This window comes from Accumulibacter sp. (assembly GCF_032229525.1).
In the GTDB taxonomy this organism is placed as follows: Bacteria; Pseudomonadota; Gammaproteobacteria; order Burkholderiales; family Rhodocyclaceae; genus Accumulibacter.
Genome location: NZ_JAVTWB010000242.1, coordinates 1 through 13483 on the forward strand (window position 1 = coordinate 1; position 13483 = coordinate 13483).

The 13483-nt window shown below is 62.6% G+C and carries 10 protein-coding genes; 3 read left to right on the forward strand and 7 right to left on the reverse strand.

All coding sequences use genetic code 11. The features are described 5' to 3' along the window. The first annotated feature begins 38 nt into the window (after nucleotides 1-38). The 3 genes from mutS to RUW20_RS19075 all read left to right on the forward strand — a co-directional run bounded on the left by mutS (nucleotide 39) and on the right by RUW20_RS19075 (nucleotide 4310). Nucleotides 39-2585: a DNA mismatch repair protein MutS gene (gene mutS / locus RUW20_RS19065; protein WP_313953821.1), complete on the forward strand. Its 2547-nt coding sequence runs from the start codon at nucleotides 39-41 to the stop codon at nucleotides 2583-2585. Then, entirely contained in the window at nucleotides 2582-3520 is a 939-nt protein-coding gene (locus tag RUW20_RS19070; protein WP_313953799.1) for a metallophosphoesterase family protein, read from the forward strand. The genes mutS and RUW20_RS19070 overlap by 4 nt, the downstream gene beginning before the upstream one ends. Nucleotides 3521-3677: 157 nt before the next feature. Next, on the forward strand, nucleotides 3678-4310 hold the full coding sequence (locus RUW20_RS19075) for an MBL fold metallo-hydrolase (RefSeq protein ID WP_313953800.1): 633 nt from the start codon (nucleotides 3678-3680) through the stop codon (nucleotides 4308-4310). Between the two features lie 92 nt (nucleotides 4311-4402). On the opposite strand, the gene RUW20_RS19080 is transcribed toward RUW20_RS19075, so the two are convergent. The 7 genes from RUW20_RS19080 to RUW20_RS19110 form a co-directional block, all read right to left on the reverse strand. After that, the gene (locus RUW20_RS19080) at nucleotides 4403-4921 is read right to left on the reverse strand and encodes a nuclear transport factor 2 family protein (protein WP_313953801.1); all 519 of its coding nucleotides are present in this window, start codon (nucleotides 4919-4921) and stop codon (nucleotides 4403-4405) included. Nucleotides 4922-5332: 411 nt separating this feature from the next. Beyond that, nucleotides 5333-6769, reverse strand: coding sequence for a dihydrolipoyl dehydrogenase (gene lpdA / locus RUW20_RS19085; protein ID WP_313953802.1), 1437 nt, complete (start codon nucleotides 6767-6769; stop codon nucleotides 5333-5335). Nucleotides 6770-6862: 93 nt separating this feature from the next. Beyond that, nucleotides 6863-8164: a 2-oxoglutarate dehydrogenase complex dihydrolipoyllysine-residue succinyltransferase gene (odhB, locus tag RUW20_RS19090; RefSeq protein WP_313953803.1), complete on the reverse strand. Its 1302-nt coding sequence runs from the start codon at nucleotides 8162-8164 to the stop codon at nucleotides 6863-6865. 12 nt (nucleotides 8165-8176) lie between these two features. Continuing rightward, a complete protein-coding gene (locus tag RUW20_RS19095) occupies nucleotides 8177-11017 on the reverse strand; it encodes a 2-oxoglutarate dehydrogenase E1 component (protein ID WP_313953804.1) in 2841 nt (946 codons plus the stop codon). Nucleotides 11018-11126: 109 nt separating this feature from the next. Next, the gene (gene gltA / locus RUW20_RS19100; protein ID WP_313953805.1) at nucleotides 11127-12422 is read right to left on the reverse strand and encodes a citrate synthase; all 1296 of its coding nucleotides are present in this window, start codon (nucleotides 12420-12422) and stop codon (nucleotides 11127-11129) included. 69 nt (nucleotides 12423-12491) lie between these two features. Next, a complete protein-coding gene (locus tag RUW20_RS19105; RefSeq protein ID WP_313953806.1) occupies nucleotides 12492-12746 on the reverse strand; it encodes a succinate dehydrogenase assembly factor 2 in 255 nt (84 codons plus the stop codon). Next, the gene (locus RUW20_RS19110) at nucleotides 12746-13459 is read right to left on the reverse strand and encodes a succinate dehydrogenase iron-sulfur subunit (protein WP_313953807.1); all 714 of its coding nucleotides are present in this window, start codon (nucleotides 13457-13459) and stop codon (nucleotides 12746-12748) included. The genes RUW20_RS19105 and RUW20_RS19110 overlap by 1 nt, the downstream gene beginning before the upstream one ends. Nucleotides 13460-13483: the final 24 nt, after the last annotated feature.

Consider the following 13483-nt stretch of genomic DNA (forward strand, 5'->3'; position numbering starts at 1 on the left):
AAGACGCAAAAGACAGCGCCGAATCCGCGCACACCCCGATGATGCAGCAGTACCTGCGCATCAAGGCGCAGCATCCCGGCCTGCTGTTGTTCTACCGCATGGGTGACTTCTACGAGCTGTTTTTCGACGACGCGGAAAAGGCGGCGCGGCTGCTGGACATCACGCTGACGACGCGCGGCCAGTCGGCCGGGCAGCCGATCAAGATGGCCGGCGTGCCGTACCACGCGGTCGAGCAGTACCTGGCAAAACTGGTTCGGCTGGGCGAGTCGGTGGTGATCTGCGAGCAGATCGGTGATCCGGCGACCAGCAAGGGCCCGGTCGAACGCGCGGTGGCGCGCATCGTCACGCCGGGGACACTGACCGACGCGGCGCTGCTCGATGAGAAGCGCAATACGCTGCTGCTTGCCATCCATGTCACACGGCAACTCGCGGGGCTGGCGTGGATCAACCTGGCGAGCGGCGAGTTCCGCGTCTGCGAAGTGGCCCCGGGCAGGCTGGCAGCCACCCTCGAACGCATTCGACCAGCCGAGATCCTGGTTCCCGAAGGCCTGCTCGAAAACTTCGCTGCCGAGGTGGCACTCACCCGCCGGCCCGATTGGCACTTCGACGTCGAGGCAGCGAAGCGAGAGCTGTGCGCGCATTTCGGTACCACCTCACTGGCCGGCTTCGGCGCCGACGATCTGCAGCCGGCGATCGCGGCGGCCGGCGCCTTGCTGCGCTACGCGCAGGCGACGCAGGCGCGCGCCCTGCCGCACCTGCAGGCGCTGACCGTTGAACGCGACGCAACTTTCCTCGGTCTGGATACGGCCACCCGGCGCAACCTCGAACTCACCGAAACGCTGCGTGGCCAGGCCGCCCCGACGCTGTGCAGCCTGCTCGACAATTGCATCACTTCGATGGGCTCGCGGCTGTTGCGCCATACGCTCCACCACCCCTTGCGCGATCCGGCGATCCCCACCGCCCGCCACGCGGCGATCGCCATGCTGCTGGACGATGGCGATCGCACGCTGCGCGCGCTGCGGCAGACCTTGCGCGGTTTCGCCGACATCGAGCGCATCGCTGGCCGCATCGCGCTGGTCAGTGCCCGACCACGCGATCTGTCGAGCCTGCGCGAGAGTCTGCAATATCTCGATGAGTTGCGCGCGCCGCTGGCCACTTCAGCCGCGCCACTGCTGACCGAACTGCATGGGCAACTGGCCACCCCCGAGCGCGCCCTCGACCTGCTGCGCCGCGCCATCCTTGCGGAACCGGCCGCTTTGATCCGCGAAGGCGGCGTCATCGCCCGCGGTTTCGATGCCGAACTCGACGAACTGCGCGCGCTCAACGACGACTGCGGTGCCTTCCTGCTCGAGCTCGAAGCACGCGAGCGCGAACGCACGGGCATCGCCAACCTGAAGGTCGAATACAACCGCGTACATGGCTTCTACATCGAAGTCACGCACGCCAACACGGCCAGAATTCCCGACGATTACCGTCGCCGGCAGACGCTGAAAAATGCCGAACGCTATCTCACCCCGGAACTCAAGGCCTTCGAGGACAAAGCCTTGTCGGCGAAAGACCGCGCACTGGCACGCGAGAAGCTGCTTTACGAGGGTGTGCTCTCTGCCCTGCAGCCCGAACTGCCGCGCCTGCAGAAAATCGCGCAGGCGGTGGCTGGCGTCGACCTGCTGGCGGGCTTCGCGGATACGGCGCTGCTGCGCAACTACTGCCGGCCCCTGTTTTCGTCGGAGCCCGGTTTGCTGATCGAGGGCGGCCGACACCCGGTGGTCGAGGACCAGCTTCCCGGCGGCGAAACCTTCATCGCCAACGACACGCGCCTCGATGACCAGCGCCGGCTGTTGCTGATCACCGGCCCGAACATGGGCGGCAAGTCGACCTATATGCGGCAGACGGCGCTGATCGCCCTGCTCGCCCACGTCGGCAGTTTTGTCCCGGCCAGCAGTGCCGTCCTCGGTCCTCTCGACCAGATCTTCACGCGCATCGGCGCCGCCGACGATCTCGCCGGTGGTCGCTCGACCTTCATGGTCGAGATGACCGAGTCGGCTGCCATCCTGCATCACGCCACCGACCGCAGCCTGGTGCTGATGGACGAAGTCGGGCGCGGCACCTCGACCTTCGACGGGATGGCACTGGCTTTCGCCATCTGCCGCCACCTGATCGAGAAAAACCGCTGCCTGACCTTGTTTGCGACGCACTACTTCGAGCTGACCCTGCTCGCCAACGAATATGCCGGGCTGGCCAACGTACACCTCGACGCCGTCGAACATGGCGAGCGCATCGTCTTCTTGCACGCGGTCGAGGACGGGCCGGCCAACCAGAGCTACGGGATACAGGTCGCGGCGCTGGCCGGCATTCCCTCTTCGGTGGTGAAAGCAGCCCGGCGCCAATTGCGCGAGTTCGAGCAGCGTGCGTCGATCAACCCGCTGCAACCCGACCTCTTTGCCAGCGCGCTGTCCACCGCCGCCGAAGCCAGTGAACCGGACACCCATCCGGCAATCGAGCGGCTACTCGCGGTCGATCCCGATCAGCTAACACCGAGAGAGGCGCTCGACGCGCTCTACGAACTGAAGTCCCTCCTGCCATGAGCCAGCGAAAGCACGTGATGGCCGGTCTACTGCTGGCCATGGGCCTGCTGCTGGGTGGCGCCGCAGACGCCGAAAGCTGGCGGTTTGCGGTAATCGGCGACACGCCCTACAGCGACTACGAAGAGCGCCAGTTGCCGCGGATGCTCGCCGACATCGCCGCCGAGTACCCCGATTTGGTCATCCACGCCGGCGACTTCAAGAACAGCAGTATGGTTTGCAGTGACGATGTTTTTCTGGCCCGCCGTGCCCTGTTCGACGCTTCTCCGGTGCCGCTGATCTACACCCCGGGGGACAACGAATGGACCGACTGCCGGCAGCTGATCGCCGGGCACTTCGACCCGCAGGAGCGGCTGAACAAGCTGCGCGAGATCTTCTTCGCCACGCCGCGCTCGCGTGGCAAGGGAACGCTAGCGGTCGAACAGCACCCCGGCGGCCATCCGGAACAACTACGCTGGCGGCTGGGACCGGTGCTCTTCGTGTCGCTCAACGTTCCCGGGCCGGACAACAACTTCGGCAAAGGCCAGGAAGCGAGTCAGGAGTTCCTGGCCCGCAACCCAGCGGTCATCGAGTGGCTGGAACAGGGCTTTGCCACGGCGCGGCGCGAGCGCGCCGCCGGCCTGGTGATCGTCATGCAGGCCAACCCCGGCTTCAAGGACGCCGCCGCCGGCCTGGCGCATGTCGGCTACCGACAGTTGCTCGAAACGCTACAAAGAGAGACCCTTGCTTTCCCGGGCCAGGTGCTGCTGATTCACGGCGACACGCACTGGCAGCGCGTCGACCACCCCTTGCGCCATCCGGCAACGGGACGTCCGATCGCCAACTTCACGCGCCTGGAGACCTTTGGCTACCCGATCATGGGATGGGTAAAGGTCATCGTCGATAGCGAACGGCCGCAACTCTTCCGTTTCGAGGTTCATCGGCACGATGCTCGTTGACAGCCCCGGCGAAGACAGGACGCTGGCACGGCAAGGCCCGAAGAGAGGCGACAGACTACCGCGATTGGCCCCGGCGAGCGGCGTGCAGCGGGCCGGCCAAAACGCCGCTCTGTTATACTGCGCGGTCTTCACAACCCGCGCCAGAACGACTCTTGCCATGAAATATCAGATCATCCCGGTGACCCCCTTCGCGCAGAACTGCAGTCTGTTGTGGTGCGAGAAAAGCATGCGTGGCGCCGTGGTCGATCCGGGCGGCGATGCAGCGCGCATCCTGCGCGCGGTCGAAGCCCAGGGGGTGAAACTCGAGAAGATTCTGGTCACCCATGGCCACATCGACCATGCCGGTGCGGTCGCCGACCTGGCCGAGCGTCTCTCGCTGCCGATCGAAGGGCCGCAGCGCGAGGATCAGTTCTGGATCGATGGCATGCCGGGCCAGAGCCGGATGTTCGGCCTCGCCGACGCGCGCGCCTTCACGCCCGACCGCTGGCTCGAGCAGGGTGACACGGTGCGCTTCGGCGAAGTCGAGATGGATGTTCTGCACTGCCCGGGGCACACTCCCGGGCACGTCGTTTTCTTCAGCCAGGCCGACCGGCTGGCGATCGTTGGCGACGTGCTCTTCCAGGGTTCGATCGGTCGCACGGATTTCCCGAAAGGCGATTACGACACGCTGATTTCTTCGATCCGCGAGCGCCTCTGGCCACTCGGCGACGACGTCGCTTTCCTTCCGGGACACGGGCCGATGTCGACCTTCGGCGCCGAGCGACGCAGCAACCCCTTCTGCGGCGACTAGCCGCCGAGCTGGACGCCGCTGTCGTCGCGTCGCGTCGTCTGGTCCTCACAGACGCCGCCGGCGCCTGGCGCCGAGACGCAACTTCCGAAGGATCAGCCCGGACCGCTCTGAGTCTCGGCGACGATGCGCCAGCCTGCATCTTCGCGCTGTAGCACAAGGGTCTTCCACTGGCCGCTTTCACGGTATCTGCCGGAAGCATAGTCCTGCTGGAAATAGACCTTGATCGCATCCTCGCCGTCCGCTTCGGCAGTCAATCCGCGGACGCTTACCGCAATGCTGTCGCGGCTCGCGAAGTTCTTCCGCCGCGCCTCCGCCCAGGCCGCACGGGATGCGCCGTCGGCGGGTACGAAGTTGTCGCTGTAGCTGGCCAGATACTGGTCGATGTCGCGGGCGGACCAGGCTTGGCGCCAGTGCTCGATCACCGGGTAAGCCTGGGCTTGGAGGTCCACGGCGGGTGCCGGTGCCTGCACCTTCGGCACCTCGGTTGTCTCGGCCTGGATTGGCGCTGCTGGCTGCCGCGATTCCACGGCAGGGGCAACGACGGGTTCGCTGGAGACAAGCTTGACGGACTCAGCCGGCGTTGGCCGCAAACCGTTCAGGGTCAGGTACATCAGGCCGGCCCCCAACAGAGCCGAAACGATATTGCTCAGGTACATCAGCCAGAAACTGCCGCGCTCGGGGACTACGACGTCACCGCGGCGTCGCCTCGGGTGGTCGGTCCGCCGACGAGCAGGCAAGGTCGTCGGCACCGGTGCTGCCCGCACCTCCTGCTCAGCCCGCCGCTGGTGCGAGTGTTGCATCGCCCGTTCGATCAAGCTTGCGTCCTCCAGTGCCATTCCGCACCCTCGTTTGCATTGATGTGGTCAGGGACAAGCTTACCGCAGATGCAGCACCAGCCGCCAGCTCCGGGGCTGGCGACAGGCGACAGACAGGCAGCTGATGGACATCCCTGATGCTTCACCCGGACGAACCAGATACAGCCCGGCGCCTCCCGCCATCCAACTAGCGACAGAACCCGCCGCCTAGAAGTGCAGCGGCCGCTTGTCGCAAGCCAGCGCTGCCTCGTGCACCACTTCCGACAAGGTCGGGTGGGCATGGCAAATACGGGCCAGATCTTCCGAAGCAGCGCCGAACTCCATCGCCACCACGCACTCCGAGATCAACTCGGAAGCATTCGGGCCAATGATATGCACGCCGAGAATGCGATCGGTCTTGGCGCAGGCCAACATCTTGACGAAGCCACTGGGATCGCCCATGCCCAGTGCCCGGCCGTTGGCAGCGAACGGAATCTTGCCGGTCTTGAAGGCAGTGCCCTCAGCCTTCAACTGCTGCTCGGTCTTGCCCACCCAGGCGATCTCGGGACTGGTGTAGATCACCCAGGGAATGGTGTCGAAATTGCAGTGTCCGGCCTGACCGGCCATGATCTCGGCGACCATGACGCCCTCTTCCATCGCCTTGTGGGCGAGCATTGGACCGGCAACCACGTCGCCCACCGCCCAGACGCCGGGAAGATTGGTGCGGCAATGCGCGTCGACTTCGATCTGACCCCGCTCGTTGAGCTTCAGCCCGACCTTGTCGGCATCCAGCCCATCGGTATTGGGAATACGGCCGATCGAGACAATCAGACGGTCGGCATCAAGTTTCTGCTCAGCGCCATCCTGATCCGTGTAGTCGATCGAGACACCCTTCTGCGACACCTTGACGTCGCCGATCTCGATACCGGTGACAATTTGTAGACCCTGCTTGGCAAAAAGTTTGGCGGCTTCCTTGGCCACATCGACATCCGCCAGCGAGAGAAATTCGGGCAGCGCTTCGAGGAGAGTGACTTCGGCACCCAGGCGCCGCCAGACACTGCCCATTTCGAGACCGATGACGCCGGCGCCGATCACCGCCAGTTTCTTCGGAACGAGGTTGATATCGAGCGCGCCGACGTTGTCGCAAACGATCTCGTTGTCGACCGGGACCCCGGGCAGGTGACGCGCTCGCGAGCCGGTGGCAACGATCACCTGCTTGGCCTCGACGACGTTGTCACCGACCTTGACCTGCCATACCTCGCCGCCCTTCGCCTCGCTGCGCCCGACGAAGGCGCCATGGCCGTTGAGCAGGGTGACCTTGTTCTTCTTGAACAAGCCCTTGATACCACTGGTCAACTGCTTGACGATGCCATCCTTGCGACCGACCATCTTGGCCACGTCAATGGTCGGTGTGCCGACACCGATACCCTGGTCGGCAAAACCATGCGCGGCTTCCTCGAAAAGATGCGAGGTGTGCAGCAACGCTTTGGATGGGATGCAACCCACGTTCAGACAGGTGCCGCCCAGACGCGGCTCGCCCTTCGGATCCGCGTACGCATTGGATTCACAGCAGGCGACACTGAAACCGAGCTGCGCCGCCCGGATGGCGGCAATATAGCCGCCTGGACCACCGCCGATAACGAGAACGTCAAATTGCTTGGACATGATAGATTCCCTTTCCAGCCGCAGTGACACGAAGGCACGGAGCTGGCACAGCGTCGCGCTGTGCCGCCTCTCCGTGCCCCGGTGATGGAGTGCCTAGACCCCGAGTAGCAGGCGGGCCGGATCTTCCAGCGCCTCCTTCATGGTCACCAGACCGAGCACGGCCTCGCGACCGTCGACGATGCGGTGATCGTACGACATCGCCAGATAGTTGATCGGGCGAATGACGACCTGACCGTTTTCGACAACCGGACGATCCTTGGTGGCGTGAATGCCGAGGATCGCCGACTGCGGCGGGTTGATGATCGGTGTCGACAGCATCGAACCGAAAACACCGCCGTTGGAAATCGAGAAGGTGCCGCCGGTCAGATCTTCCATCGACAGCTTGCCGTCCTTGGCTTTCGTACCGAACTCGCCGATCTTCTTCTCGATGTCGGCGATGGTCATCTGGTCGGCGTCGCGCAGGATCGGCACCACCAGACCGCGCGGACTGCCAACGGCGATTCCGATATCGATGTAGCCGTGATAGACGATGTCGCTGCCGTCAACCGAGGAGTTGATGATCGGGAACTTCTGCAGCGCAGCGACAGCCGCCTTGACGAAGAAACCCATGAAGCCGAGGCGCACGCGGTGCGCCTTTTCGAAGCGCTCGCCGTACTGCTTGCGCAGCGCCATGATCGGGCCCATGTTCACTTCGTTGAAGGTGGTCAGGATGGCATTGCTGGCCTGCGACTGCAGCAAACGCTCGGCCACGCGAGCGCGCAGACGAGACATCGGCACGCGCTGTTCTGGCCGATCGCCGAGCGCCACCGTCACGTCGGGGGCAGCAGCGAGCGCCGGGGTCGTGCTCGCCTTGGCGGCCGGGGTGACAAATGGCGAAGCTGCCCCTGCAGTGGCGGCAGCCGGAGCGGGAGTGGCGACGGGGCTGGGCGCCGGCGCCTGTGCGGCCAGCGCGTCGCCCTTGGTAACCCGACCGCCACGACCGGTACCGCTGACGTCGCCTGCGGCAACACCCTTCTCTTCGAGGATCTTGCGTGCCGCCGGCATGGCCACACCGGCCGCGGGTGCGGCAACGGCGCCCGCCGGCTCGGCTTTCGCCGCGGCCGCCGCTTTCGCTGGCGCAGCCTTGGCCGCGGGGGCCGCCACCGCACCCGCCTGTGCAGCGGTATCGATACGCGCAATCACCTCTCCGGCGACCACGGTATCGCCGTCACCCTTGACGATTTCAACCAGTACGCCGCTATCCGGCGCTGGCAGTTCAAGTACCACCTTGTCGGTTTCGATGTCGATCAGGTTCTCATCCCGAGCGACAGCGTCGCCGGGCTTCTTGTGCCACGAAACCAGGGTCGCTTCAGCGACTGATTCCGAAAGCTGTGGAACTTTGACGTCGATGATCATGTTCTCTCCGTTCTAGGCCAATTTGTAGTACTCGATTTCCCCCAGAGCGGAGTCGATCAGAGCTTTTTGTTGGGCGTTGTGCTTGCTGTGGTAACCAACCGCCGGGGAAGCCGCTGCTGGACGGGAGACCAGCAACAGATGCTGCTTGTCGCTGAGCGAGCGCGACAGGTGCTGACGTGAAGCGATCCAGTACCAGGGACCCTGATTGCGCGGCTCATCCTGGCACCAGACGATCTCGGTGGCCTTCGGATACTTCGCCAGCTCTTCCTGGAAGGACTCCTGCGGGAAGGGGTAGAGTTGTTCGAGGCGGGCGATGGCGATGTGAGTGGTCTTTTTCTCGCGCCGCGCCGCCATCAGGTCGTAGTAAATCCTGCCGGAACAGAAGATGACGCGAGTGACTTTCTTGGCGTTGATCGGTTCCACTTCGCCGATCACGCGCTGGAACTCGCCGTCGCTCAACTCGCCGAGAGTCGATGTGGCGTCCTTGTGACGGAGCAGCGACTTCGGCGAAAAAACGACCAGCGGCTTGCGCTGGTTGCGCACCGCCTGCCGCCGCAGCATGTGGAAAACCTGGGCCGGCGTCGTCGGCTGGCAGACTTCCCAGTTCATCTCGGCAGACAACTGCATGTAGCGTTCGATGCGTGCCGAGGAGTGTTCTGGACCCTGCCCTTCGTAACCGTGTGGCAACAGCAGCACCAGCCCACTCGCGCGACCCCACTTGGCCTCGCCGGCAGCGAGAAACTGATCGATCACCACCTGCGCACCGTTGGCAAAGTCGCCGAACTGCGCTTCCCAGACAATCAACTCGTACGGATTGGCCGTCGAGTAGCCATATTCGAAGGCCAGAATGGCTTCCTCCGAGAGAACGGAGTCGAAACACTGGAAGCTGGCCTGTTTTTCCTGCAGGTGCTTCAGCGGGTAATAGGTGCCCTCGTCCCAGCTCTCGCGATTCTGGTCGTGCAGTGCCGCGTGGCGGTGAAAGAAGGTGCTGCGAGCCACGTCTTCGCCCGACAGCCGGATGCCGTAGCTGGAGACCAAAAGCGACGCGTAGGCCAGGTTCTCGGCCATGCCCCAGTCGATCGGCAACTGGCCCTCGCCCATCAGGCGACGGTCGTCGATGATCTTCTTTACCCGGCTGTGCAGGGTGAAATTCGCCGGCAGCGTTGTCAGGCGTTCGGCCAGGCGCTTCAGCTCGGCAGCCGGCACCCGCGTATCGCAGGTCTCGATGTAGATCGGCGAGAGGAACGGCGTCCAGTCGATGGTCATCGGGTGCTTGTAGCCGGCGAGAACCGGGTTGTACAACAACTCGCCGCGGTCGAGGTGGGCGCGATAGTCGGCGATGATCTCGTCCGGACCTTCCGGGCCAAGGACCCCTTCGGCTATCAGCTTTTCAGCGTAGAGCTTGCGCGTGCCGGGGTGCAACTGGATCTTCTTGTACATTAGCGGCTGCGTCACCATCGGCTCATCCTGCTCGTTGTGGCCGAGTTTGCGATAGCAGACGATGTCGACGACGACATCCTTCTTGAAGGTCTTGCGGTACTGCATGGCGATACCGGTAACCAGTGCCACGGCTTCGGGATCGTCGCCATTGACGTGAAAGATCGGCGCCTCGGCCATTTTGAAGATGTCGGTGCAGTACAGCGACGAACGGTAATCGCGCGGATCCGAGGTGGTGAAACCGATCTGGTTATTGACCACGATATGCACCGTGCCGCCAACGCCATAGCCCCGCGTTTGCGCGAAATTGAGCATTTCCTGGTTGACACCCTGCCCGGCCACCGCCGCATCGCCGTGGATGAGTACCGACAGCACCTTGTCCTTGCCGTCCTCGCCGCGACGTCGCTGGCGCGAGTACACCGAGCCAACGACCACCGGGTTCACGATTTCCAGATGCGACGGGTTGAACGACAGCGTCAGATGGCATGGCCCACCCGGGGTGGAGACATCGGACGAGTAGCCCATGTGATACTTGACGTCGCCAGCGGTAAGATCCTGCGCCTTCTTGCCCTCGAACTCGTCGAACAGCATGGACGGTTCCTTGCCGAGGGTGTTCACCAGAACATTGAGGCGACCGCGATGGGCCATACCAACGACGATCTCGTCAACGCCGCCGGTTCCCGCGACACGAATCAGTTCGTCAAGCGCCACGATCAGCGACTCGCCACCTTCCAGTGAGAAACGTTTCTGGCCGACGTAGCGCGTGTGCAAATAGCGTTCGAGCGTTTCGGCAGCGGTCAGGCGCTCGAGCATTCGCATCCGCTCCTCGACCGTATAGCTCGGCTTGGAATGGATGCGCTCGAGACGATCCTGGACCCACCGTTTCTCGTCGAGCGTACTCAGGTACATGTACTCGACGCCGATGGACCCACAATAGGTCGCCTTCAAGGCGTCCAGAATCTGGCCAAAGGTCGCGTGCTCCGGCACCCCCTTGAACGAGCCGACCGCGAAGACGGTGTTGAGGTCCGCATCGGAGAGCCCGTAATAGGCGGGATCGAGTTGCGGCAGATCGGGGCGCGGTGTGCGCTTCAGCGGATCAAGGTTGGCCCAGCGGTCCCCGGCGAAACGATAGGCGGTGATCATCTGCAGGATGCCGACCTGTTTCTTGTCGTCTACCGGTGCGACGGCCGCCGCGCGATAACCGCCCCGCCTCGCCTGCTCGGCGAAAGCATTGATCACCGGCAAATGCGGCACGTCGCGTGCGACATGACCGGGAAGCTGTGCCAGTTTGTCGAAATAGTCGCGCCACTGTTCAGAGACGGAACCGGGATTGTCGAGATAGTTTTCGTACAACTCCTCGACGAAGGGCGCGTTGCCGCCAAAGAGGAGAGAGTTACCAGAAAGCTGTTTCATCATGGCAGTTACCTGTCGTCACGGTCCTGGTTCGGAATGCGAAAACCTGCGGCAGAAAGCCACAGCATGAAAAAAGGGCGGCTACCGTCGCCGCCCTTCGACCCCCCCCGGCCTAGCGTTGGCCGACAGGAATCACGTCGCGCCTCGCTGCCCCGACGTAGAGCTGACGCGGGCGACCGATCTTGTACTCCGGATCGTTGATCATCTCTTCCCATTGCGTCATCCAACCCACCGTGCGGGCCAGAGCAAAGATGCAGGTGAACATCGTAGTCGGAATACCGAGCGCTTTCTGGACGATCCCTGAGTAGAAATCGACATTCGGATAAAGTTTCTTCTCGATGAAGTAATCATCCTCGAGGGCAATCTTTTCGAGTTCCATCGCCAGCTTGAAGAGACGATCGTTCTCCAGACCGAGTTCCTGCAGAACGTCGTTGCAGACCGTTCTCATCAGCTTGGCACGCGGATCGAAATTCTTGTAGACGCGGTGACCGAAACCCATCAGTTTGAAGTTGTCGTTCTTGTCCTTGGCCCGGGCGATGTATTCGCCGACACGCGAGACATCATGGATTTCCTCGAGCATCTGCAGGCAGGCCTCGTTGGCGCCACCGTGCGCCGGGCCCCAAAGACAGGCGATGCCCGCCGAGATACAGGCATACGGGTTAGCCCCGGAAGACCCCGATAGACGGACCGTCGAGGTCGACGCGTTCTGCTCGTGATCGGCGTGCAGGGTGAAGATGGTATCCAGCGCGTGCACCAGGACAGGATTCGGCTTGTACTCCTCGCACGGCGTTCCGAACATCATGTGCATGAAATTCGCCGTGTAGTCGAGGTCGTTGCGCGGATACATGAACGGCTCGCCGACATGGTACTTGTAGGCCATGGCAACGATCGTCGGCAGCTTGGCCACGATGCGGTTAAAACTGATGTTCTGGTGTTCGAGATCGGAGAAATCCTCGGCCTCGTGGTAGAACGCGGACAGTGCACCGACGACACCGACCAGGATGGCCATCGGGTGCGCATCGCGACGAAAACCCTGATAGAACTTCACCAGTTGCTCGTGCACCATGGTGTGGCGTTTGATGTTCTTCTCGAAACCGACTTTCTCTGCGGCGGTCGGCAACTCGCCATTCCACAACAGGTAAGCCACCTCGAGGAAGTTGCAATCCTTTGCCAGCTGCTCGATCGGATAGCCACGATAGAGGAGTTCGCCCTTGTCGCCGTCGATGAACGTGATCTTCGAGCGGCAGCTCGCCGTCGACAGATAACCGGAATCATAGGTGAATAATCCGGTCTTGGCGCCCAAGGTGCGGATGTCGATGCAATCATTGCCGTGGGTCGGCGTCATGATCGGAAACTCGACGGGATCACGCCCTTCGATATTCAGAATTGCTTTGCGGTCGGTCGTCATTGCTTAATCCCCGGTCAGGTGTTGAGGGCAAAACTACAAACTTGAAACTGCCAGATTATGGCAACTCCCTTACTTGACTCTTACTGTACGCAACAGCGCCAGGACCTCCGCCTGCGCCACATCTGCACACTGGCTGCTGCCATTGATCAACGGCCAAAGTTCCAGATCTTCCATGTCCGCCAAGGTGACAAAGGCGTCCGCCTGCACGGGCGTGAGCGTCGGAAAAATTCGGTCGAGAAACTCCCCGAGCAATAAATCCATCTCCAGCATCGCACGGCGTGTACAACGCCAGCGCAGGCGATTGAGCTTTTCTCTTTCCTCCATCAGATGGCGCGACGAACCATCATTTCCTTGATCTTGCCGATCGCCCGCGTCGGATTCAGATTCTTCGGACAGACGTCGACGCAGTTCATGATCGAATGGCAGCGGAACAAGCGATAGGGATCCTCGAGATCGTCCAGACGCTCGTTGGTCGCCTGGTCGCGGGTATCGGCGATGAAGCGATAGGCATTGAGCAGGCCAGCCGGGCCGACGAACTTGTCCGGATTCCACCAGAACGACGGGCACGCGGTCGAACAGCAGGCGCACAGGATACACTCGTAAAGACCGTTCAGTTCGTCGCGCTCCTCGGGCGACTGTAAGCGCTCGCGTTCGGGACGTGGACCTTCGTTGATCAGGTAAGGTTTGACCGAGTGATATTGCTTGAAGAACTGGGTCATGTCGACGATCAGGTCGCGGATCACTGGCAGACCCGGCAGCGGGCGCAGCACGACCGGCTGCTTGAGGTCCTTGATGTCGGTAAGACAGGCCAGACCGTTCTTGCCATTGATGTTCATCGCATCGGACCCGCAAATACCCTCCCGACACGATCGGCGATAGGACAGCGTGTCGTCCTTCGCTTTCAGGCGGGTGAGTACGTCGAGCAACTTGCGATCGAGCGCGAAGTCGACTTCGACCGACATTTCCTGCATGTACGGTGCGTCATCCTTGTCCGGATCGTAGCGGTAAATCTTGAACAGCATGTTACTGGTGGCCATAATTATTGACTCCGTGGCATACGA

Excerpts from the sequence above, each read along its gene's own strand:
- mutS (WP_313953821.1), top strand. The coding sequence starts at position 39 with ATGATGCAGCAGTACCTGCGCATCAAGGCGCAGCATCCCGGCCTGCTG.
- RUW20_RS19070 (WP_313953799.1), top strand. The coding sequence starts at position 2,582 with ATGAGCCAGCGAAAGCACGTGATGGCCGGTCTACTGCTGGCCATGGGC.
- RUW20_RS19075 (WP_313953800.1), top strand. The coding sequence starts at position 3,678 with ATGAAATATCAGATCATCCCGGTGACCCCCTTCGCGCAGAACTGCAGT.
- RUW20_RS19080 (WP_313953801.1), bottom strand. The coding sequence starts at position 4,921 with ATGTACCTGACCCTGAACGGTTTGCGGCCAACGCCGGCTGAGTCCGTC.
- lpdA (WP_313953802.1), bottom strand. The coding sequence starts at position 6,769 with ATGTCCAAGCAATTTGACGTTCTCGTTATCGGCGGTGGTCCAGGCGGC.
- odhB (WP_313953803.1), bottom strand. The coding sequence starts at position 8,164 with ATGATCATCGACGTCAAAGTTCCACAGCTTTCGGAATCAGTCGCTGAA.
- RUW20_RS19095 (WP_313953804.1), bottom strand. The coding sequence starts at position 11,017 with ATGATGAAACAGCTTTCTGGTAACTCTCTCCTCTTTGGCGGCAACGCG.
- gltA (WP_313953805.1), bottom strand. The coding sequence starts at position 12,422 with ATGACGACCGACCGCAAAGCAATTCTGAATATCGAAGGGCGTGATCCC.
- RUW20_RS19105 (WP_313953806.1), bottom strand. The coding sequence starts at position 12,746 with ATGGAGGAAAGAGAAAAGCTCAATCGCCTGCGCTGGCGTTGTACACGC.
- RUW20_RS19110 (WP_313953807.1), bottom strand. The coding sequence starts at position 13,459 with ATGGCCACCAGTAACATGCTGTTCAAGATTTACCGCTACGATCCGGAC.